Annotated in this window: 18 protein-coding genes; 3 read left to right on the top strand and 15 right to left on the bottom strand. The window is 38.1% G+C overall.

The features are described from left to right. Window positions 1-94 precede the first annotated feature (94 nt). From EC846_RS03940 to EC846_RS03905, 8 genes are all read right to left on the bottom strand, one after another. Window positions 95-1,099 carry an NAD(P)H-quinone oxidoreductase gene (locus tag EC846_RS03940; protein ID WP_123774261.1) on the bottom strand — a complete coding sequence of 335 codons (1,005 nt, stop codon included), beginning with the start codon at window positions 1,097-1,099 and terminating at the stop codon, window positions 95-97. A gap of 4 nt (window positions 1,100-1,103) precedes the next feature. Continuing rightward, window positions 1,104-1,982 (bottom strand): AraC family transcriptional regulator, encoded by an 879-nt coding sequence (locus EC846_RS03935; RefSeq protein WP_123774260.1) that lies wholly within the window; start codon window positions 1,980-1,982, stop codon window positions 1,104-1,106. A gap of 221 nt (window positions 1,983-2,203) precedes the next feature. Then, window positions 2,204-2,698: a hypothetical protein gene (locus EC846_RS03930; RefSeq protein WP_069578811.1), complete on the bottom strand. Its 495-nt coding sequence runs from the start codon at window positions 2,696-2,698 to the stop codon at window positions 2,204-2,206. Between the two features lie 533 nt (window positions 2,699-3,231). Then, window positions 3,232-3,924 carry a GntR family transcriptional regulator gene (locus EC846_RS03925; RefSeq protein WP_069578810.1) on the bottom strand — a complete coding sequence of 231 codons (693 nt, stop codon included), beginning with the start codon at window positions 3,922-3,924 and terminating at the stop codon, window positions 3,232-3,234. A gap of 6 nt (window positions 3,925-3,930) precedes the next feature. Next, window positions 3,931-7,536, bottom strand: coding sequence for an urea carboxylase (gene uca, locus EC846_RS03920; RefSeq protein ID WP_123774259.1), 3,606 nt, complete (start codon window positions 7,534-7,536; stop codon window positions 3,931-3,933). 15 nt (window positions 7,537-7,551) lie between these two features. Further along, window positions 7,552-9,378, bottom strand: coding sequence for an allophanate hydrolase (atzF, locus tag EC846_RS03915; RefSeq protein WP_123774258.1), 1,827 nt, complete (start codon window positions 9,376-9,378; stop codon window positions 7,552-7,554). A 253-nt stretch (window positions 9,379-9,631) separates the two neighbouring features. Next, the gene (locus EC846_RS03910; RefSeq protein WP_123774257.1) at window positions 9,632-9,979 is read right to left on the bottom strand and encodes a winged helix-turn-helix domain-containing protein; all 348 of its coding nucleotides are present in this window, start codon (window positions 9,977-9,979) and stop codon (window positions 9,632-9,634) included. A gap of 57 nt (window positions 9,980-10,036) precedes the next feature. Continuing rightward, entirely contained in the window at window positions 10,037-11,146 is a 1,110-nt protein-coding gene (locus tag EC846_RS03905; RefSeq protein WP_004772305.1) for an S-(hydroxymethyl)glutathione dehydrogenase/class III alcohol dehydrogenase, read from the bottom strand. A gap of 158 nt (window positions 11,147-11,304) precedes the next feature. Between EC846_RS03905 and EC846_RS03900 the strand changes: the two genes are divergently transcribed. Next, a complete protein-coding gene (locus tag EC846_RS03900; RefSeq protein ID WP_123774560.1) occupies window positions 11,305-12,828 on the top strand; it encodes a phospholipase D family protein in 1,524 nt (507 codons plus the stop codon). A gap of 24 nt (window positions 12,829-12,852) precedes the next feature. Here EC846_RS03900 and EC846_RS03895 read toward each other — a convergent pair whose 3' ends face one another. Next, on the bottom strand, window positions 12,853-13,479 hold the full coding sequence (locus EC846_RS03895; protein WP_123774256.1) for a class I SAM-dependent methyltransferase: 627 nt from the start codon (window positions 13,477-13,479) through the stop codon (window positions 12,853-12,855). A 21-nt stretch (window positions 13,480-13,500) separates the two neighbouring features. Next, window positions 13,501-14,091 (bottom strand): uracil-DNA glycosylase family protein, encoded by a 591-nt coding sequence (locus tag EC846_RS03890; RefSeq protein ID WP_123774255.1) that lies wholly within the window; start codon window positions 14,089-14,091, stop codon window positions 13,501-13,503. Between the two features lie 712 nt (window positions 14,092-14,803). Between EC846_RS03890 and EC846_RS03885 the strand changes: the two genes are divergently transcribed. Together EC846_RS03885 and EC846_RS03880 are read left to right on the top strand one after the other, a co-directional pair. Beyond that, window positions 14,804-15,865 (top strand): NucA/NucB deoxyribonuclease domain-containing protein, encoded by a 1,062-nt coding sequence (locus EC846_RS03885; RefSeq protein ID WP_123774254.1) that lies wholly within the window; start codon window positions 14,804-14,806, stop codon window positions 15,863-15,865. A gap of 53 nt (window positions 15,866-15,918) precedes the next feature. Continuing rightward, a complete protein-coding gene (locus tag EC846_RS03880) occupies window positions 15,919-17,325 on the top strand; it encodes a molybdenum cofactor biosysnthesis protein MoeA (protein WP_123774253.1) in 1,407 nt (468 codons plus the stop codon). 127 nt (window positions 17,326-17,452) lie between these two features. Here the strand turns inward: EC846_RS03880 and EC846_RS03875 are convergent, their stop codons facing one another. The 5 genes from EC846_RS03875 to EC846_RS03855 form a co-directional block, all read right to left on the bottom strand. Next, entirely contained in the window at window positions 17,453-18,565 is a 1,113-nt protein-coding gene (locus tag EC846_RS03875) for an OmpW/AlkL family protein (protein ID WP_123774252.1), read from the bottom strand. A 486-nt stretch (window positions 18,566-19,051) separates the two neighbouring features. Further along, window positions 19,052-19,501, bottom strand: a complete 450-nt coding sequence (locus EC846_RS03870) for a hypothetical protein (protein ID WP_123774251.1) — start codon at window positions 19,499-19,501, stop codon at window positions 19,052-19,054. Window positions 19,502-19,815: 314 nt separating this feature from the next. After that, window positions 19,816-20,076: a hypothetical protein gene (locus tag EC846_RS03865; RefSeq protein ID WP_005257798.1), complete on the bottom strand. Its 261-nt coding sequence runs from the start codon at window positions 20,074-20,076 to the stop codon at window positions 19,816-19,818. Window positions 20,077-20,248: 172 nt separating this feature from the next. Then, window positions 20,249-21,346 carry an LLM class flavin-dependent oxidoreductase gene (locus EC846_RS03860; protein ID WP_123774250.1) on the bottom strand — a complete coding sequence of 366 codons (1,098 nt, stop codon included), beginning with the start codon at window positions 21,344-21,346 and terminating at the stop codon, window positions 20,249-20,251. Window positions 21,347-21,576: 230 nt separating this feature from the next. Next, the gene (locus tag EC846_RS03855; protein ID WP_123774249.1) at window positions 21,577-22,275 is read right to left on the bottom strand and encodes a histidine phosphatase family protein; all 699 of its coding nucleotides are present in this window, start codon (window positions 22,273-22,275) and stop codon (window positions 21,577-21,579) included. Window positions 22,276-22,367: the final 92 nt, after the last annotated feature.

Genomic DNA, 22,367 nt, shown 5'->3' with positions numbered 1-22,367 from the left:
TTGCATCGTTTTATTGATATCTATACTGCTTGAGCAACCTGCCATACTCAAGTTTTGAGTACGAACAGGCATAGAATGAACATAATCAGGCAAATTAAGACTTAATTTCGAGTACGACTTTGCCAATATGCTGGCTGCTCTCTAAACATTGGTGCGCCTGAGCAACATCTGCAAAGGCAAAAGTTTTGTAGATCATTGGCTTACATTGATCGGCTTCAATCAAAGGCCAGACAAATTGTTCAAGCTCTTGGGTAATTTTGGCTTTTTCAGCGTTGGTTCTTGCACGCATGGTTGAGCCTGTGACAACGGCACGTTTTAACATCAACTCCTGTATATCAAAGCCATCAACTTTACGACCGCCCATAAAACCAATAATCACCAACCGTCCATCACGCTTTAATAATTTCAGGTTTTGGTTGAAATAGGCGGCTCCAATGATATCCAGAATTACATCCACACCTTGACCATCGGTCAGTGCCAATACTTCTTTCTCAAAATCCTGCGTTTTGTAGTTAATGACCTGTGACATTGGAGATAACTTTTCAACTTTGTCATCGTGGCCAACCGTAGAGAAATTTTTAATTCCCATAGCATGACACAAACTGATCGCGGTTGAACCAATACCGCTGGCCCCACCATGAATCAGCACGGTTTCATCCTTCTTCAATTGACCAATCTGGAACAGATTTGCCCAAACAGTAAAATATGTTTCAGGAATAGCAGCCGCTTCAACAAAACTTAAATTTTTGGGGATTTTCAAAGTTTGATTTGCGGGTACAGCACAATATTCAGCATACCCGCCACCGTTGGTCAGTGCGCAGACTTTATCGCCCACTTTAAACTGCGTCACTTGCGTACCTACTTGTGCAACCACACCAGATACTTCTAGACCAGGAATAGGCGTGACGCCTTTTGGCATTGGATATAATCCTTGACGCTGTAAAATATCAGGTCGATTAATTCCTGTTGCGTAGACCTCAATAAGAACTTCATCAGCAGTAATTTCTGGGCGTGCTCCCTCAGCAACTTGTAAAACTTCAGGGCCGCCTGCTTGAGTAATTTCAATATATTTCATTTGTTCTACGCTCTTTTGATTCATCTGATCATGACTCCGTTTCAGTATTAGATTCAGCATGTTTGGGTGGAAAACCAAACTGCTTTTTAAATTCTCGGCTAAATTGAGAAGAGCTCTGATATCCAACAGCATAAGCCGCTTGAGCCACACTTTGGTCTGCGTTTTGCAACAATTGTTTTGCCTTATGCAACCGAACGATTTTCAAATATTGCAACGGCGAATGTTGTGTCACCTGTTTAAAGGCTTTGTGAAATGCAGAAGTACTCATATTGGCTTGCTCTGCCAGCATTTCTACAGTGAGCTTTTCTGTAAAATGATGCTGGATATACTCGCAGATTTTATAAATAGGTCTAAGATTGCCTTGTGCAACCAAACCTTTTAAGGCATCAGCACCGGCATGTTGAATCACCCGATAGAGCAATTCTCGTTTAATCTGATCGCCCAAAACCAGCACATCTTGTTCTGAGGTCAATGTCTGTAATAAACGATTTAGCACACTCGAAATAGTCTGATCATATTGAATCACACTCATTCCTGTGGTCAGTGGCTTAAACTGGTAATTCTCGAAATAGGTTTTTGCAAGCAGCTCATTCACAGTGTCTGCTTCTAGTTTCATGCTGATCGCAATCATCGGCGCTTCCGCATTGGCAATGGTGTCACAATCAAAGGGCATCGAAACAGAGACGATCAGGCATTGACCTTGTTGAAAAGAATAGGTTTCTGTGCCGATATAGCCGCGTTTTTGGCCTTGCAATACAAACACAAGGGTTGGTTCCTGTAATACAGCAATCGGTGGTGTATTATGGTCAACTCGCATGAGCACAATGCCGTCAATGGCTGTGGCAAAGAAACCTTCTTTCTGAACCAGTTTTAGAAATAAGTTGATGAGTTTTTGGTCATTCATCATGTGTCATCTGATGATTTGAAATATGATTTTTATTATTAAATAGCAAAGAGATAAAAGCTGTTAGTTTTATGCAGAATTAGGCATGGAATGAAGAGTTTTGTGACTCTCAGTGGATGTATGATCGAATGTATCTCCTAACTTAACTGAACATTTCTACTTACTTTAGAAAAAAACAAAAAACAATTATTCACGAATGAGTAATTGGTTCGAATCAAAGAATTTTAACATTCTTTAATATATATTTTATTAACCAAAGGCAATATACCTAACCTTCCTTCAACTATATCATTCCATGTATCATCCTCTTTGAGCTTATCCAGTATATAAAACTCAACTATTTTATTTCCAATCTTATATAGGTCTCTATACTTAATTTCTGTTTCTTTATTTGTAAAATCAACTCCACCAAATATTTCTCGTTCCTCATTATCTAATTTTATTGTGGTCACTTTATTAGCTTCCATGAAGGGGTTTTCTTCATTTAATCCTATTATAGTGCCACTAACAATATATGTTTCAATATTTCCATTCTCGATATTTCCCCACCATTCATCAGAGCCAAATAATCCATAATTACCTTTCAATCCTGCTGTACTACTTTCATCAAGAGTAGTCTCTTGTGCGCCATCAATCCAATCTTGATTCACCAATAAATACTCTTTAAGGTTATAAACTAACTTATAACCACTCTCAACTAACTTAGACTCTTTAATCATTGTGATTTCAACCTTATTTCTGGCATTCTTGGGACAGGTTTCGAACCAATAATCCAACTACTATTAATATATGTTATAGCTACACCATTTTGACTACCTAAGCCTGTATTGATTACCCCTGTTTATTATAAAAATATGCATTTCCCACACCTTCTAACTTAAACAAAGCATTTGTTTTTGTCCAATCTGCTACTGTTGATGAAGATCGTAGACCAGGTAAATATTTAGTTGAACTTTGGTCTGCTACTCCCATTGTATATAAGCTTGTTAGGGTGAAATAAAAGTTTCGTGTGAGACTTTCAATTTATGATTTGTTTGTAAGAATTGTGCTTCAGGTACCGATATTGTTCGATAAACCATTTCATAGTTTTTGGTTTCTTAGATATTGCTGAGTTAAAATATTAGAAAATGGTGCAGCAGCTGGCCTGTTAAATGTTTCATTCATCAAATAGCCGACAACAGTCCCTACCAAAGTATTCAAAAATATATTTATAAAAATCTACCGACTCTTATGGAAGGTTATTATTTAAAACCTAATAAAACTGACTCGAATCCAACATCTGTAAGGTAATCTTTTTCACTTCATCGCGACTTTGCATGATATGCGCTTCAATCGCATTGATCGCCTGCTCTGTCTGTCTCTCAAAAATAAAACCTAAGATTTTTTGATGTTCCTGATAAGTCGCTTCCACCCGATAATCTTTAGAAAAATCCAAACGGCGGATAATCCGGATGCGCTCACTTAAGTCACGATGAATTCTTGCCATTTCATTATTGCCCGAAGCACGGACCAAAGCACAATGAAAATCTTCATCTTGTTGCGAAAGCTGTTTAATATCCTTTAAGTACGCATCAGGCTCAACCAGCCAAAGCGCTTTTAAAAGTGACAACTCAACTGAGTTGTGATGATCAATCTGACAAAGTTTACGAATGCTATCTTTTTCCAAAACAATACGCACATCGTAAAGTTCTTCATAATAACGAAAATTGAGCGGTCGAATCTGCCAACCGCTCCGAAAGCTCACATCAACATAGCCCTCTTGTTGCAAACGATATAAGGCATGTCGGATGGGGGTACGACTTACCGCATAAGCTTTAGCAACTTCAGACTCAGTGAAGCGTTCACCAGGCATCAATTTGAAATCAAAGATGTCATTCTTGATACGTTGGTAAACTAGCTCAGACAGATTGTCTGAGCTTTTTGTTGTTATTTTTGGTTCTTTCATTCAACCCTATTCCATATATACCAATGGCTCGCCACTGTGTACAGTTTGCCCCGCTCTGCAAATAATGGCTTTGACGATACCATCTTCCTCTGCATAAACAGGTAGCTCCATTTTCATTGCTTCAATAATAGCAATAGTTTCTCCTTTTTTGATCTCTTGCCCATGTTCAACAAAAATTTTCCAGATATTGCCTGTCATTGATGCATTTAAAGCAGAAAGATGGCTGTAATCGACCTGACTGGCTTGTTCCACATGCTGTTCAGGTTGTACTGCAAACTCTTCTTTCCAACGACTCACTTCCGTACTGAAAGCCTGTTGCTGTTTCTGTTTAAATGCGGCGATACTTTCCGCTTCATTTTCCAAGAACTGTACATAGTTTGCATAATCAAACTCAGTTTCTTCAATCTGAATATGAGCGCGGCCATTTTCAAAATCTGCACGCCATTCATTGAGTTCAGCTTCAGTCACAGGGAAATATTTAATCTGGTCAAAGAATTGCAAGAACCATTGTTTATCACCAAATTGCTTGTTCTTTTTAAACTTGTTCCAGATCGGCAGCGTCCGCCCAATCAACTGATAACCACCCGGTGAGTCCATGCCATAAATACACATGTACATACCACCAATACCCACTGTACCTTCCGCAGTAAAGGTACGTGCTGGATTGTACTTAGAGCTGAGCAAACGATGGCGTGGATCAATCGGTACAGCACACGGTGCCGTCAGATAAACATCGCCCAAACCCAGTACTAAATAATTGGCGTCGAAAATAATGTCTTTCACTTCATCACGATGCGCAAGCCCATTAATTCGTTGGATAAAATCAACATTATTCGGCAACCAAGGCGCTTTAGCACACACACTTTCCTGATAACGCTCCACTGCACCTAAAGTCGCACTGTCTTCAAACGCCATTGGTAAATGTACGATACGCGATGGGATTTTAAGTTGGCTCAAATCGCCCATTTCATCTTCAAGTTTAAGCAATGTCGTAATCAGCTCAGCTTGAGGAATCACCAAACCATCGTATTTGATCTGTAGCGAGCGTACACCCGGCGACAGTTCCAAAACACCCGCAAGATTGGCACTACGAATCATTTTAATCAGTTGATGTACACGTAAACGTAGTGCCAAGTCCAAAACGTTTTCACCGTACTCTAATAAGATATAGCTATCACCTGCTTGGCGATACAGGGTTTTTGGCGAGAATTCAGTTTGTTCACGTTGTGCCAGAATGGTTGTTAAGACATCTTGAGTTGGCTCAATCGTTTCTACCACTTTGGCAGCGGCGGCAAAGTTTTGTATATTTTCAATTTGTTTGCGTTCTAACTCGTTGGCCTGCTCGACTGTAATTGGATAAAAACGGATTTTGTCATCAGCTTTGAGTTGGCCTACTTTCCAGAGCTCTGCTTTGGCAATGGTGACTGGACACACAAAGCCACCTAAACTTGGGCCATCTTTTGCCAAAATCACAGGGAAATCACCAGTGAAGTTGATCGCGCCAATCGCATATTCACAGTCATGCACATTGGACGGATGCAAACCAGCTTCACCGCCATTTTCACGCGCCCAGCTTGGTGTAGGCCCCGAAAGTCTTACGCCTAAGCGGTTTGAGTTAAAGTGAACGGTCCATTCAGAAGCAAAAAATTCTTCTACATATTCAGGTTTAAAGAAATCAGGCGCACCATGCGGACCATACAGCACTGCGATTTCCCATTCATTGCTATATTCAGGGATTAAATCTGTCGATAAGGCTTGGGGCATGTCGGTTGCCAATGGCAATTCAGCATTCGCCAAGCTTGAATCAACCATTTTGATCATATCGCCAACACGCAAAGTACGTCCTGCATGACCACCAAAATTACCTAGTGCAAAGGTTGAACGACTACCCAAATATAAAGGGACATCCAGTCCATCACGCACAGCCAAATAAGTACGGCAGCCTGAAGCCACTTGTCCTATTTTTAAGGTTTGCCCTGCTTTGACTTTAACTGGTTGCCAAAAGCTAATTTCTTGATTATCTAACACAGCAGTACAACTTGCACCAGTCAGTGCAATCGTGGTATCTGCATGAAACTTTAATGTTGGCCCCACCAAGGTAAACTCAAAACCTGCCGCTTTAGCATCATTGCCGACAATACGGTTGGCGAGTTGGAACGCATAATCATCCATTGGACCAGACGGCGGTACACCAATATCCCAGTAGCCTGTACGCCCAGGATAGTCCTGAATTGAACTGAGTGTGCCAGCTTGAATCACTTCAATGACTTTTGGTGAATAGTTAAAATCATCCAGCATACGCGTCCAGATTTGCATAGATTCAAAACGCTGATCTGAAACGATGGCGCGTGCATAATCCAGATTGGTACTGATTCCATTTAAACGAGTTTCAGCCAAAACCACTTTTAATTTTTCAATTGCTGTAGCTCGATCTTCGGCATGGACAATAATTTTGGCAATCATCGGATCGAAATATTGAGAAATTTCGGTACCTGTTTTGACCCAAGTATCGACACGAATATCTTCTGGAAAAGACACTTCTGTGAGTACACCCGGGCTTGGCTGGAAATTTTTCACAGGATCTTCAGCATAGACACGGACTTCAATAGCCGCACCTTTGGGTTGGATATTGCTTAAATAGTCCCAGTCCAATGCATCGCCAGCTGCAACTTTGAGCATGCATTCAATCAAGTCGAGTCCAGTGACCATTTCAGTGACAGGATGTTCCACTTGTAAACGGGTATTCACTTCAAGGAAATAAAACTCATCCCGTTGAGCATCGTAAATAAACTCAACCGTGCCTGCGCTGCGATAATTAACAGAACGACCCAGTTCAACCGCCGCTTGATGCAACTTTTGACGGGTAGCTTCAGGTAAATTGGCCGCTGGCGTTTCTTCTACCACTTTCTGGTTACGACGTTGCAATGAACAATCGCGCTCACCAAATGCCACTACTTGGCCTTTGCCATCACCAAAAATTTGTACTTCGACATGACGTGCTTTATCAATAAAACATTCGATAAATACACCCGCATCTTTAAAGAATTGTTCACCTAAACGTTTTACGCTTTCATAAGCTTCGGTTAATGCTTGCGGCGTGTCACAACGTGTTAAGCCAATTCCGCCGCCACCAGCAGTACTTTTTAACATGATTGGATAGCCAATCCGTTCAGCAGCCGTCAATGCTTCTTCCAAGCTATCGAGCAATCCTGTACCCGGTGTCATTGGAACATTCGCCGCTGCTGCCAATTCACGTGCGCGATGCTTTAAACCAAACTCCAGAATCTGCTCTGCGGTTGGGCCCATAAATGCAATATTGTTTTCTTCACAAGCACGGGAAAAATCGGCACTTTCAGACAGAAAACCATAACCGGGAAAAATTGCTTCTGCCCCAGTTTTTTTGGCTGCTTCAATCAATTTATCAATACTGAGATAAGTATCGGCAGGTTTTAGACCTTCTAGCGAAATTGCAATATCCGCATCTTGTACGTGTTGTGCATAACGATCGCTATCGGAATACACAGCCACACTGGTAATGCCTAATTTTTTTAATGTTCGAATTGCTCGGACAGCAATTTCACCACGGTTTGCAATAAGTACAGTTTTAAACATGATGATTTCCCCCAATTAATTCGCTGTGTTTGCCGCTTGACTGTTACGATGCTGGATATAGGCTCTCCATCCACCAAAATGGCTAATATTCTCGGCATCGCCTAAGCCATACGGTTCGCAAATAAAACCTTTGACCCAACGACCATCTTCAAGTTCGACATTGCCCATCCCTAATGGGGTTGGAATTTCTGCAACAAACTCACCAAATCGTGCCGTTGGTACATCCCAAAGTTCGACGATGATGCTTTTTCCATTGGATTGACGTGCTAGTCCAGGTTTTGGTGGAACGGTGCCATTTAAGGCATAAAGTGCGTAGTCCTGAGAGGTTTTGGTGGTTTCGACATGTACTGCATCACGAGTGGTTAGTTGGAAATTGAGTGGCATGCCTGTTAAATGTGCGCCCACCACAGCAACTCGGATATGATGAGGAGACACGAAAGTTGGTGCGTTTGAAGCTAAGGTCTTGTCTAAAGCACCCAATTTAAGTGCCAAATAGTTTTGCCAAGCCTTACCAAAGTGAATTAGGGCCGCATCATGCCATGCAGGTGCAATTAAACTGATGCCGAAAGGTAAGTTGTCTGCTCTAAAGCCTGCTGGTAATGCCAGTGCACTTAAATCTGCAAGATTGGTAAAGTTGGTATAAATGCCAAAGTGAGCGTTGTATTCAATTGGATGTTGTTGAAGCTGCTCAATGGTATAAATCGTTGGTGCAGTTGGAACAATAAGTGCATCAAATTCAGCCAGACTGTCTTGAATTTTTCGAGCTAGATCCATTCTTAAATATTCGGCATTGTAGGCATCTACCGCAGAGTATTTTTCACCTTGTTGAACGATTTCCAAGACCGTTGGATCAAAATCGTCGGCATTGCTTTTTAGTAGATCCGCAACCGCCGCCGTGCGCTCGGCAACCCAAGACCCTTGATATAACTGTGCTGCAAGTTGCTCAAAGGCAGAAAAATCAATCGCTGTGATTTCTGCATTTAAACTTTCAAGTAATTGAATGGTTTGCTGGAAGGCTTTTTCTGCCTGCTCATCACCAAAAAAATTTAATTGTTTTGGAATCGCAAATTTCAATTTACTCGAGAATCGAGCAGGTACATTTTTAGGATGTGGACGAGAGTAACTGTCTAAAGCATCATACGCTTCGGCTTGATGGGCAACCAACTCTGCATCTGCAACGGTTAATGCAAAAATTGAAATGCAATCAATGCTTTTGACTGCCGGTAATAAACCACGATTGGAAAAACGACCTTTGGTTGGTTTTAAGCCCACAATATTATTGAATGCCGCTGGCACACGACCCGATCCAGCTGTATCCGTGCCCAATGAAAATGGAACCAAACCTCTTGCTACTACACTGGCAGAACCTGAACTTGAACCGCCACTGACATATTCAGGTTTAAAGCTATTTGGTACTGCACCAAAGGGTGAACGTGTCCCGACCAAACCTGTGGCAAACTGATCAAGGTTGGTTTTACCAATGACAATCGCACCCGCTTGTTTAAGCAAACGGACAGTTTCAGCATCTTGTGTCGCAATCGTATTTAATGCTTTACATGCTGCGGTGGTAACAAAACCAGCGACATCTATATTGTCTTTAACCGCAAACGGTATGCCGTATAAAGGAAATTGCTTTTTGAGGTCTTCCGCATCTTGCGCTAATTGCGTTAAAGACTGAATCTGTTGTTCGAGTACATCAGGACTCACAATCGAAATCCAGGCCACATCATTAGGATCAAGTGCTTTGACTAATTCTTTTAAAATATCGAGTTGAATTTCATTGTTGAAATACGCCGTTTGCCATTCAGAAATTGTCCAGCCTAAAGTTTTTAGTTCATGCATCTTATGAATCCTATCTTGTATACAAGTTTGAATAGATAAATGCAGAAACTGTGCCAATATTTTTTTAATATAAAAATTAATTACTTAGATTATTTAATAAAATACAAGCTTATGAGAATGGTGCAGTTATAGTGCTGGAAAAATTTCCTTCGAGCTGACGTGCGCTATAAATCAGCAGATCTTTAGTGTGGAATAAAAGATTTGAATAAAAATGATAAAATTCGATTTAAGTTATTTGTTTTTATAGCGTTATTTACTTTAAATATTTAGTGATATCTTCAAATTCTGCAGCAACGGACTGAATCGCCTGTTGTTCCATGCCTCTAAATTTTTTTAATATGACTTGCCCCAATTCGGTTACGATTGCACCACCACCATGCGTTCCCCCTGTTTGAGTTTCGACAAGATGAGATTGAAAGCATTGATTCATGGTATCGACCAGTTGCCATGCACGACGATAACTCATGTTCATAGATTTGGCCGCTTGTGAAATTGAACCTGTACGCTGGATGGCTTCGAGTAATTCAGCTTTGCCGGGGCCAAAGGCAATCTGTTCATCAGACAAGATCCGAAGGTGCATTTTTAAACGTGGTTTTGACATTTCGAGTTACCAAGATTTGATGATGTATTTCACACCATCAAATCTCATTATTTAAATTTAGAAATGAATCACAGTACGAATCGACTTACCTTCATGCATCAAGTCAAAGGCTTCATTAATGTCTTCAAGTGGCATGGTATGCGTTACAAAAGGTTCAAGCTGAATCTCACCTTTCATTGCATCTTCAACCATTTTAGGAAGTTGTGAACGACCTTTTACACCACCAAAAGCAGTACCCATCCATTTACGGCCTGTCACCAACTGGAATGGACGGGTTGAGATTTCCTGACCTGCACCCGCAACGCCAATAATCACCGACTGTCCCCAACCACGATGTGCACATTCAAGTGCAGAACGCATAACATTCGTATTGCCGATACATTCAAAAGAATGATCAACGCCCCAACCTGTCATTTCCACAATGACTTGCTGAATAGGCTGATCATACTCTTTTGGATTAAGGAAATCTGTTGCGCCAAACTGTTTTGCTAGTTCAAATTTATCTGGATTGGTATCTACTACAATAATACGTCCAGCTTTGGCCTGACGTGCACCTTGTACTACAGCAAGACCAATACCGCCTAAACCAAACACAGCAACGCTATCGCCTTCCTGCACTTTTGCAGTGTTATGAACGGCGCCAATACCTGTAGTCACGCCACAACCAAGTAAACATACTTGTTCATGGTTGGCTTCTGGATTGATTTTTGCCAAAGATACTTCAGCAACCACCGTATATTCACTAAAGGTTGAACAGCCCATGTAGTGATAGATCGGTTGACCGTTATAAGAAAAACGAGTGGTGCCATCTGGCATAACCCCTTTACCTTGAGTTGCCCGCACAGCAACACAAAGATTGGTTTTTCCAGATTTACAGAATAAGCATTCCTTACATTCAGCCGTATACAATGGGATCACATGATCGCCTACTGCGACGCTAGTCACACCTTCACCCACTTGTACCACAACCCCTGCGCCTTCATGGCCTAAAACAGCAGGAAATACACCTTCAGGATCATCACCTGATAAAGTGAAGGCATCTGTATGGCACACCCCAGTATGCGTAATTTTAATGAGAACCTCACCTGCTCTTGGTGGCTCAACATCAAGCTCTACGATTTGTAATGGTTCACCTGCGGCAAATGCAACGGCTGCACGAGATTTCATACCTTCATCCTTTATAGTCGATGTAATGTGTTATGTTTGTAACAGTTAACTGATTTTATGCTGATATTCAACATCTTCAAGTACATGTGATGCTATCTTTACATAGTACGCAACATTTCACGATAAAAATGATAAAGAATTTATATCACTTTAAAATGATGACGCTTGTTATTGTATTCGGAATTGGTGGTTGTTCTTTACCGCCGAATGAAAATCATGATCGGAGTAATTCCTTGCAAACTAAAACAAAGTGGATGAATGACCCACAGGCCGATCTTAATATTGAAAACGGTTTAACGGCTTTTTTAGCTCTAGATGATGCTTTTTTAAGCATTGCCTCACGTATTCATTTAATCAGAAATGCCAAGCATCAGCTTGATTTACAATACTATATCTGGAATGACGATGCCATTGGCAATCTGATGCTTCATGAACTGCTGAATGCTGCTGATCGTGGTGTAAAAGTCCGCCTGCTGATTGATGACCAAAATGGAATAAAGCTGGATAAGACTTTAAAAGCCCTTGCCCAACATCCAAATTTTGAAATACGTATCTTCAATCCTTATAAATTTAGATACCTCCGTTTTATTGATTATATCTTCCGCTTAAAACAGATTAACCATCGCATGCACAACAAGCTTACACTGGCGGATCATTCTATTGCTGTTACAGGTGGAAGAAATATCAGTAGTGAATATTTTGATGCTGGCGATCAGTTTCAGTTCAGTGACATGGATATTTTATTTTACGGCAAAGCGGTAGAGCGAGCGGAAGATGTATTTGATGAGTTCTGGAATCATCCACTGAGCTATTCAACAGAACAATTGTTAGGTCATGGCTCTGCTCAGCAACTTGAAAACCTAAGAATCTCATATAAAACGCTGGATCAGGTCAATACACCAACCGAAGATAAATTAGAAGCCGCACAAGATTATTTAAAATTACGTTTAGAAAATTATCCAATCCAGTGGGCCAAAGCCCATTTTGTGGCTGATCATCCAGATAAGGCTCGCGGACAAGCACAACAACAGCAACTTCTCTATTCCCAAGTCCTCAATATTATGGGCAAACCAGAACAGCATATGGAACTGGTATCTGCCTATTTCGTCCCGACTGAACGTGGTACGGCCTATCTCAATCAACTTTCTAAAGACGGTATCAAAGTACGGGTACTGACCAATAGTCTGGTTGCCAATGATGTGGCCGTAGTTCATTCGTTCTATAGCCAGTATCGTAAGCCGCTTTTACAAAATGGTGTGCAGCTTTATGAGTTTAAGCCTAACATCGAGCGTAAAAAGCGAACTTGGTATGAAATTGCGACAGGGAGTGTCATTCCCGTCAAAGGTAAAAATCGCTCCAGCTTACACGCCAAGTTTTTTGATGTTGATGGAAAGGTTTTTATTGGTTCATTTAACTTTGACCCACGCTCTGCTCATCTAAATACTGAAGTGGGTTTGGTGGTGGAATCTGATCATTTACAAGACCAGATTACCGCAATGCTGGACCAGCATTTATTACAAGTGGCTTATCAACTTAAATTAGATGAACATGGCAATATTGTCTGGTATGAGCATAAAGACAATGGTGAAGTTATTCAGCATCATCATGATCCTGAAAGTACCAGATTCCAGCGCTTTACCATGAATGTGGTGTCTTATTTCCCTGTAGAGTGGATGATGTAAACCTTATTCAGGTTTATTTATATCTTAACTGGGTGACATTTCAAATAAACACAAACCTGCTATTTCTAAAGGCATTTTGATAACATTAAAAGATGCCTTTTTTAAAGCCTCAATATGCTCTTGTTTACTCATAAAAAGTTGATCATTTTGCATCGCATCAGGCGCACAAATATGATCACAAACCATATAATGGCCTTCAGATTTTAATAAGGTTTTCACGATTTTATGAAAATCGGTTGCATATTTCTTATGGCGAAGCTCATGTAAAGCTTGATGAATAATGATGATGTCAAATTTTTGAGTCAGGCTATCTTGCCAGTTCGGCTCTTTAAAATCTCCGATAATGTAGGTTGCTCGTGCTTTTTCAGTGGCATTTAATTTCTCTTGTGCAAGCGTGTGCATCACTTCAGAAAAATCAAAAGCGTGATATTTAATACCATCAAGTTGCGATAACAAATGTTGAGCTAAAAAACCAGGTCCAGACCCTAGTTCTAATAAATGACAATTATTACCGATGTGAGTTTTTATAAAGTCTACATAATACTGAAAGAAGTCCTGTCTCCATGGACGTTTTGCATTTGCTGTTTCTTGCCATTCAAGCGCATCTGCATAAAGCCTTAAATCAATAGGACTAGCCACATCATCACTCATAGCTTCCCTCCTCTTTTTTTATTACACCAATCCAATTCGCTGAAAAAATTGTTGATAGACTTCTGCTTTCTTTTCCAGTGCTAACGGATAGGCGCGTGACGAAGAAGGTAAACGATATAAATTCAGCTCCCGATCAAGATGTTTAACCTGTACAGATTGCCCTATCATTGGTTTTATTGGCTGATCTGGAAAATGCTGCATCAGTGTATCCGTTGCCTTATCCCCCGTTGTCATGATGGTATGACACATTGGTATTTGCTCAAGTAACTTTGATAAATCTGTGGGTGTGACAATTTCTAAAAACTTATCCGATGCATTACCCTGCAAGCGTTTAATCTGATACGCCGTATCAAATATTCCCACTCCAATCTCAGTTAGAAACTCACGAATTTGTTGTTCTTTAAAGTTTTTATTGGGTAAATTTAAAAAATGATTTTTATTATTAAAGAAAATCAGGCCAAATATTCTCCACATGTCGTTTTGATAATTTGGATAGTAAAAATCCATCTTCCAACGGCTTTGTGGCGGTGGAAAACTACCTAGCATCAATAGCTTGGCACTGGAAGGTAAAAATGGTTGTAGTGGATGTGTTTCTATTTCTATATCAGTCATTTATATCAATAGCCAAATTTTAAATCGAATGAATATTTTTAATCATTTTATCGAATTTTCCAGTTTTTTGCTTGGGTCTTTGAGATGCTAAGAATCTTTTTTTTAACAACAATAAAGCTCTCAATTTTCATAGCTTATAGAGCTCATATTCGGATTAATACCCTTATAATATCACTAAACTATTTCGATTAATAACTTAGTCAGACCAACAAACTAACTTTATAAAGTTATATATCTCAATTTGACATATAAAGTAAAAAGTAACGCCAATAACATGTATATCAGAAGGACTTTTGGACCTGCATTTTTCAGCTCATATAGATAGTAGCCCCCATGGATATATTTTTTTGAGACTGATATTTATGAACAGATAACCTTATTAAATACACAGAAATAAAGGTATAGGAACTTCTTATGAACTTATTTCAAAAAGAAATATTTATTAAGATATTTGTAACAAAAAAGCTTACTATTTAAAATAAGTTAACAAATTATTTTAAAAAAATATGCTATTTAATTACATGAAAAATAAAATATTTTTATGATTATCTTTACTACTCTACTGTGTAAAAAAAGACCATATGATAAATATAAGTTAATAATTTTTAATAAATAAATTTACTTTCATTTATTTTTCCTTATTATTTATTCAAATTTTAAATAATTTAAAGGAAATTGTTTAAAATTTTTTTACTAAAATATTGGAAAATTCATGTTAAATATAACTAAATATATAATGGCAATAAGTGCTTTGTTTGTAGCCTCTAGTAATTATGCAGCGAGCGCTTTAGATGTATCACCAATTTGTAAAACAGTCGGTAAAGATCTTGATAGTTTTATAAGTAGAGGGTCACATTGTCTAATGTCAGAACAGCGAGAAATAGCTTTAACTGATGCACAAGGGCTGAATGTTGGTACTGCAAAAGTTACTGCATATGTTTATTCTGATAATCCTAAAAATGCATTAACCTGGAGCTATAAATATAAATTACGTACTCAAATTATTGGAAAGCCTGGTGAATCTTTAAAAGTACGTCCGGAATTGTATTGTTATGAATGTACTGTAAAAACTGTATATGGTAATCCTATTAATTTAGTTAATGGTTTATCTGCAGAGTCAATTACCACATTTACACCCTCAAAAGCATCTCTTGCAACATCAAATCCTTTATTTTTATCTCCCAGTGTTAGTTTTCAGGTTGCAAAAGTAAAAGAATCTTTTGATAATGCAGGCTATTTGGACCCAGGCCTTTATAATCCTAGTGTAAGATGTGATATTGGGAAGGCCAAATTAAACACACAGGGCTGTGTCTATCCCAATGCACCAGCGATTATGACCACAATTAAACTTACTGATCCTGATGTAGATGAATCTGCAAAGCATATTAAAGAAGCCTTTTTAGCAGGACAACCGGGGGAGTTTATTGCTAGTGCACCAAACTCACTATTTAGAACGTCAAATTCAAGACCTTTACATCGTCTTAGAGATGCAGGAAAACGCAAAGAACATCGAGCCATTTCCGTCAAAAACTGTAAGGCAAAATATGGTCCAACTGTGGGTTCGAAATGCTTCTTTACAGGTGATTCTGATGAAGTTGCAACGGATTGCGATTGTGATGAATTTCCATTTGCGGCAACAGGTGAAGGTGGAGCAGATGCTTCCGTGAAAAAGATTGACGCCTCTGATAATCGGAGAGCAGGTGCTCGTTTAGGTGCTTTTTTTAGTGCGGAAAGAGTGCTAGATCAAGATGAATTCTTTTTAAAAGTTGATTAATGACTCATTTAAAGAGGTAGCTCAAATCAGAGCTACCTCTTGGACTTATACTTATGCGTAAACTTCCCGTACCTGAAGATCTTCCATATGATCTGACCACGATTTATTATCGCCTTTTTATGCAGCTTCCTCTGGGGGAACTAAAGGATACTGTAAACTTAGAAATGGCACTTAATCAAGTAAATGCAACTGATATTCATGCTTTACAGGACTATCCAATCCATAACCTATCCGCCTACACTGGTTGGGCTATTAATTCAGAATCAACTCAAGCTGCAAGTAAACAGCGGCCAATATTAATCGATAACCTGTACTGCTGGGGATCACAACTTTATCGTTCAGTGAACCCATATAAGCTGGATCTAAATGGAAAAAATCTACTCAGAATTCCACAATATACAAAATTACCTGAATCTGTTGATGCTGTTATTGCAGAAGAAGATAAGCGTTTAGATATTTCTGATTATGATAATAAAAAAATTATAGCGCCTGTCTCTACAATGCAAGGCGTTATCCAGCAAGGTAGTGTAATTCAACAAGGTGATCTAATCTTAGCTAAAAATGAAAAAATCACACCAGAAAAATTGATTGCACTCAGACGCGCTGGAATTAAAGAAATCACAATTTATAAAAATCCACGAATTATGGTTGTGAGTATGCATTCCTTTGATGAGGAGCATTCATTTTGTGAAGAAAGCTTGTACGTTAAAGACGTATTGAAAACGTGGGGTTACGACAATGTTGAGATAAAGCGACTTAAGCCACAGCGTTATGATTCAGCATACAATAGCCGAAAGAAAGAGAAAGACCCAACTTTAGATGAGACATTAACAACAGATTGGGAAAGTTATAATCGTTTTTTTGAAGAACATATTCCAAATTTTGATGTAATGATTATCTGTTCTCACAAGAACATTGGTGGTTCAGTATTTTCAATCGGTAGACTAACGACTTTTGATCCTGGCAGTATGCCCTCAAATTTCCAAACACGCTCTATCCCTGCTGCTGAAATGGGTATTATTAGAAGTATGCCTAGAACTCCTGAAGTGCGTGAAATCGTACCGCTCATTGATGATCAAGGTAATCCTAGAGGCTCTAAGACCGTTATCACCGAAGATAAAACGACGATTATTAATCTCCCTGGTGATATGCAAGACATTGCCTTACTCATGCATTTCATGGTGAAGTATATTCTAAATAAACATGATCCAGATTTTCTCAACAAAATATTTATAAAAGGTCGCGCTAAACAAAAAATTGAAACAGATCTGGTTCAAAAGAGACTAGTATGGGGCAAATATCAACTTCATGATGATGGTCAGTATGACTTAGAGATAATTGAAAAGCAGCATGCTTATCAAATAGAACCTTATCTGGTTGCGAACTGTATTGTCGTTGTTCCTTTTGCAGAACAGCCCATCCAAGTTGATGAAAATGTTTATTTTATAAAAATTGACTAACTTTATATTAAATTCTGGATAATTATAAAAAACCATAACGATGTAAGCTATGGTTTTTTTTGAATTTAATAGAAAAATTGAAAGATGTCTATTACTCTCTTAAAGCGCTTTTTCATCGATCTCTGTACTAGAAACGATATCCCACACCAACATAAGTAATCAGTGGATCAATATCGATCTTGGTTGTCGCGTGAATTAACTTACTGCCTGTATTTTTGTTGACGACATCAATAGTGGCCTTATTATTCAATTTGGCATAGGAAACTGAACCGACTCCATACCAAGAATCATTAAAATCATAAGTAAAACCAACGGAAACAATAGGTGCAATCGCATCATCCGCATCTACTTTGACAGTCATATCACCACTTGAGACTTTTCGGTCTAAAGCAGCTCCACCTTTACCATCCAATACATTTTGAATCATATGCCCAGCTGAGATCAAATCAGCTCTAATTCCTTCATTAAGCTTAATCTGGTTAAAATGAGCATACATCAGACCAGCACCCACATATGGTCTAAATTTATCTACGCCACCTGTACCAAACTGATATTGTGCTTCTATCGCTGGAGTCCATGCACGAACTGTTGCAGCTTTGGACTTGTTACCTAAATTTGTAATAGGAATAGATTGACCTAAGGTAATACCATCAGGGAACAAAATTTTTACGATTTCATTTGGAGAAACTGCTAATCCAGTTAAAGGCGCTGCAATTTCTCCCTCTCCTTTAATATCAACTTTCGGTGGAACGCCCCCGATTAACTGTAATGAAACTTTGTCATTCAAATAATAATTGAACATTAAACCTAAAGTATCGACATCATCAACTTCAAGACCCGCATCATTCTGCCGCCAGTTTTCTAACCCATAAATATTAGCACTACCAGCAACTTCTGGCAGGATATTGCCATTTCCATCAGTTAATATTGCTGCCAAAGATGGCTCATTTAAAGCTAACTCGAGAAATTCTTTTTGGTTAAACTGCTCTCCTCCTAAATCAGTTCCCATCGCATTCGGATCAACCGAATTTAAGAAGCTAGTCGTCGAAATACTTCCGACTTTGGTGACCGTTCCATTTTTAACATTGGTATTAATATTAAAGGGATTCGCCTTACCTTGTGGCATTACATGTAACCAACCTGCCGAGACCGAGAATCGCTTAAACTCTTGGGCATAAGTTAAGTTGGTTAAAGACATCAAAGTTGTTGCGATTACAATTTTTGTTGCTGTTTTTTTCATTTTATTTCTTCCTGAAATTCCACATTACCTGATTTAGTAATATGTTTTTTGAATATAACTACAAATGTTTTTTTATCAAACAATAAATTTTACTTACTGATAAAAGGTGACTAATCACCATTTTTTTGTGATGAACTTAACAAAATTAACTGTAGTTAAAAGTAGCGCTTATAGAAAAAATGCCCTCTTTAAGGAATTCTTATAGATATACTTACGTGAATAGTGTTGTTACTCTATTAATTTTATTGCTGGAATTATAGTTTCATTAGACATAAGCTTTGAGTACAGCCAAAATGGCTGAGTAAGACGCTTAACTTATAGTATCTTCTTTCTAACCAATAAAAAAACTGACCATAAGAGGTCAGTTTAATTTAAATAAAACAGTGACTTAATAAATTAAATTATTCTATTGCTAACTTGAATACCTATTTATGCTTTATTAAGTTGTTCTAATCAATAATTAGAAGTCGTAATTACTAAAAAATGCTATCTACAAGTTTCATTATTCAAAATCACACTGCCTAAAGTCTCTCCAACTTTATTCTTATAAAAGACCTCAACTTTATGATCATTAACACCCATATACTTAGAGTTATAAAGCTCTTTGCACCAAACCTGATAACTATCTTTAGTACTTATAAAATCAGCTAAATCTTTTTCTTCAGTTTCAGATATATCTAAAGCTGGGCTAAATGTTACTGAAGAATAAAATGGCGTCGCGGAAGCTGATGTTATCTTTACCAACTCATTTGATTTATAAGTCACTGATTTTGAAGTCTTCTCAGTCGATTTTTTAAAATACTCAGTCGCTCGATCAAGATCTATAAACTTAAAATCCTGCCCAATAATTCCTTGTTCTTTCAATTCATCATCAGTATTAGCGGTTACATTAAAACTCAAGGCCAGTAGCATTGAAGTAATTAAAATTCTTGTCATTAAAACACCCCTTTATTATGCAGGTAATTTATCAAATAGCTGATACGAAGTCATTAAAAAAATATACAAAAATGAATTTATTTATAAGGAGTCATCTATGTAATAGAAAGTTAGATTTTTAATTACCTAGATTTCTATACTATGTTTATTAGAGTAATTGCTTATCAAGCCGTAACTATTTGGATATTTTAAAAATATTACTATTTCTTATAAAATACCCTCAATATCATGAGGGTATTTATAGCAGACATTAAAATGAATGTTGAACCGTCTAACCAGACTTTCCTATCATCCAAGCATTCTTGCATTTTTCTTTATGCATTAAACTCAGCTTGAGTCATCTCCCCCAAGTAACAAATCGACATGGCAAACAAATTCACTGGCTGTGTTGAGGGATCACTTTTCTTGATCCACTCAGCACCAATCGCATTCAACTCATTTAGTTTCGTTTTAGAAACAGGTGGCAGAAAGGATTCTAATGGCAGTTGAATGTTAAAACTTCTTGTATTTCCGTTATTACTTGCATCATTAAAAGTATAACCAATCAAATACCAATGATATTTTTGTTCAGACATTTGTTATTCTCAAGTTTAATAATTGAGATATTTTTATACCACAAAAAATCAAAAAACATGTTCAAAAATCAATCAATTGAATATTTTTTGTCATATAAATAAAGCACTCACACGTCAGTATTTGATCAGTGGATGACCTTTTCTACCCAAGATCATCCACCCATCACAAGAATTAGGACGCAGATTGAAGCAATCCTTTTTCTTTCAATATCGGCATAACATGATCTCTAAAATATGGAAATTCTTGTGTATAGTTTAGAAATGATAATGTAGTACCTGAGAAACCCGTGTGCTGTAAAGAAATCAATCCGTCCGCAACCTGCTCTGGTGTACCTACTAATGGGAAACCACCGTGTCCCACGACAATACGTTGGCGCAATCCTTCAAATAAATCAGGCGGGAAAGATTTACAGAATGAAAATAAGGTATCTATTAAATGTTGTAATGCGCCCTCATCTGCATTATTCAATTGTCGATCCCATTCTGCTTGGGCTTCTTCCTCCGTAGGACGACAAATGACATGTGAAAAGGTTAATACTTTAATACTTCTATCAAGTGCTGCAGCTTCTTTCTTCAGTTCTTTAATTTCAGACACAGAACGCTCAAGATCTGATGCAGGTGTAAATAAAAAATCGGAATTTTTAACTGCGAATTCACGGCCTTCTTTAGAGCCAGCCGCATTAAAGATAGGTGGAGCTGGTATCAAATTCGGCTTTCCATAAGTCCCTTTCGTTTGAAAGAACTTTCCATTCCAATTAAAGGATTCTTTACTCTGCCAAGTTTTCTTAACTAATCCGTACCACTCATGCGCATAATCATAGCGCGTTTCATGATCATCTGGCAGTTGTAATCCCATTGCGTCATATTCAGGCTTATTCCAACCTGCGACAATATTTAATCCAACACGATTGCCACTGATTTGAGCCATAGTCGCAATTTGCTTGGCAACCACAACCGGATGGTTTAACGCACTGTGTAATGTGGCGAATACATGAATTTTATTGGTTTTGGCTAATAAAGCCGATGTCCAGGTCACGGTTTCTAGAACTGTACCATGAAAATCTTTTTCACCGCCGTGGCCAATAAATCGTGCAGCAGATAAAAGAAAATCAATTCCAGCGTCATCAGCCATTTGTGCCAGTTCCAGATTTTTCTCCCAACTCGCATCCCAGCCATCTTCCAAAGTAGAAGCAGTGAGTCCGCCAGAGCAATTAAAAGCAAAAATACCCAGCTTAAAATGATCTGATAAATTAAAGTCATGTTGAGACATATTTTTTCCTTTTTTTTAATGTAAATGAATAAATGTAGAAACTTTAAATTCTTTATTTATCAAGTAAGCGTTATATTCTAACGTGGATTTAAACTTTTTTAATTATGTGAAATATAAAGTAATATAAATTTTTCTTCCCGTTCCTTTTCAAGCTTCAAATATTTTTCTATAGCTTTGGTTAGCGGATGGTCAAGTCAGACATTATATTAAATATTGTACCCAGCCTTACTTTAGAGCCAGGTTAATAAGTTTGGATTTTTTGATTTAATAAATTGGTGTTCATTCATACTGATGAGCTGAAGTGCGCCATTACTCAGTTTTAAAGTGGTAACACTTGTATTTGCAATCGACCAGCTCAGTGCGAAAGTACGCTGTACACTCAACTCAAGTAACTTTCCAATAATCACAGAGATAACACCACCAGAAGTAAATACAATCGCTTCTTGAGGTTGCTGATCTACTAACTCAGTACATAAATTTTGTAATGCCTGATCTACTCTGGTTTTAAAAACAGGCCAAGATTCATCGTATTCATGATGAAATTCATCATTTGCCCATCGCTCGATTGCCTTATCAAAAATCTGTGCCAGATAAGCCCTTGGATCAACTTCTTTAAAAATATCCTCTTTCAATACTTCTGGCTGCGAAAATCTAGGTTCATACAGAGAAAACACCTGTTGGTGATTAAACTCATTCCACAATCCATCGGTCTTATATATGGCTTGAGGAAAACATTCGCTTAAAGAAATTTGTGTGGTTTGCTGATGACGTTTCATACTCCCTGAAACAATATAAGGCTGTTCAGTAAAAATATTTTTGAAATATTGACCCAAGAGTTTTGCTTGTGCCTCGCCATTTTCTGACAGCTCATCATAATTAGTTTTGCCAAATGAAGCTTGACCATGTCTGACTAAATAGATGGTTGTCATTCCTATATCCTGATTGATGTAAGTCTCAAAATGGATGTAGTTTTAACATAGCTCTTTCTTAAAGTACAAAATTTTTGTTTTGACTTTTTGTT

Source organism: Acinetobacter sp. BIGb0102 (genome assembly GCF_003815055.1).
Taxonomy (GTDB): domain Bacteria; phylum Pseudomonadota; class Gammaproteobacteria; order Pseudomonadales; family Moraxellaceae; genus Acinetobacter; species Acinetobacter vivianii.
The sequence above is the reverse complement of the archived record's forward strand: the minus strand, read 5'-3'. Positions and strand labels throughout refer to the sequence as shown.

What these genes read in the sequence shown, in the direction of transcription:
- EC846_RS03935 (WP_123774260.1), bottom strand. Translation starts at nt 1,982, where the DNA reads ATGATGAATGACCAAAAACTCATCAACTTATTTCTAAAACTGGTTCAG.
- EC846_RS03940 (WP_123774261.1), bottom strand. Translation starts at nt 1,099, where the DNA reads ATGAATCAAAAGAGCGTAGAACAAATGAAATATATTGAAATTACTCAA.
- EC846_RS03905 (WP_004772305.1), bottom strand. Translation starts at nt 11,146, where the DNA reads ATGAAATCTCGTGCAGCCGTTGCATTTGCCGCAGGTGAACCATTACAA.
- uca (WP_123774259.1), bottom strand. Translation starts at nt 7,536, where the DNA reads ATGTTTAAAACTGTACTTATTGCAAACCGTGGTGAAATTGCTGTCCGA.
- EC846_RS03885 (WP_123774254.1), top strand. Translation starts at nt 14,804, where the DNA reads ATGTTAAATATAACTAAATATATAATGGCAATAAGTGCTTTGTTTGTA.
- atzF (WP_123774258.1), bottom strand. Translation starts at nt 9,378, where the DNA reads ATGCATGAACTAAAAACTTTAGGCTGGACAATTTCTGAATGGCAAACG.
- EC846_RS03900 (WP_123774560.1), top strand. Translation starts at nt 11,305, where the DNA reads ATGACGCTTGTTATTGTATTCGGAATTGGTGGTTGTTCTTTACCGCCG.
- EC846_RS03860 (WP_123774250.1), bottom strand. Translation starts at nt 21,346, where the DNA reads ATGTCTCAACATGACTTTAATTTATCAGATCATTTTAAGCTGGGTATT.
- EC846_RS03870 (WP_123774251.1), bottom strand. Translation starts at nt 19,501, where the DNA reads ATGACAAGAATTTTAATTACTTCAATGCTACTGGCCTTGAGTTTTAAT.
- EC846_RS03880 (WP_123774253.1), top strand. Translation starts at nt 15,919, where the DNA reads ATGCGTAAACTTCCCGTACCTGAAGATCTTCCATATGATCTGACCACG.
- EC846_RS03895 (WP_123774256.1), bottom strand. Translation starts at nt 13,479, where the DNA reads ATGAGTGATGATGTGGCTAGTCCTATTGATTTAAGGCTTTATGCAGAT.
- EC846_RS03925 (WP_069578810.1), bottom strand. Translation starts at nt 3,924, where the DNA reads ATGAAAGAACCAAAAATAACAACAAAAAGCTCAGACAATCTGTCTGAG.
- EC846_RS03930 (WP_069578811.1), bottom strand. Translation starts at nt 2,698, where the DNA reads ATGATTAAAGAGTCTAAGTTAGTTGAGAGTGGTTATAAGTTAGTTTAT.
- EC846_RS03875 (WP_123774252.1), bottom strand. Translation starts at nt 18,565, where the DNA reads ATGAAAAAAACAGCAACAAAAATTGTAATCGCAACAACTTTGATGTCT.
- EC846_RS03910 (WP_123774257.1), bottom strand. Translation starts at nt 9,979, where the DNA reads ATGTCAAAACCACGTTTAAAAATGCACCTTCGGATCTTGTCTGATGAA.
- EC846_RS03855 (WP_123774249.1), bottom strand. Translation starts at nt 22,275, where the DNA reads ATGACAACCATCTATTTAGTCAGACATGGTCAAGCTTCATTTGGCAAA.
- EC846_RS03865 (WP_005257798.1), bottom strand. Translation starts at nt 20,076, where the DNA reads ATGTCTGAACAAAAATATCATTGGTATTTGATTGGTTATACTTTTAAT.
- EC846_RS03890 (WP_123774255.1), bottom strand. Translation starts at nt 14,091, where the DNA reads ATGACTGATATAGAAATAGAAACACATCCACTACAACCATTTTTACCT.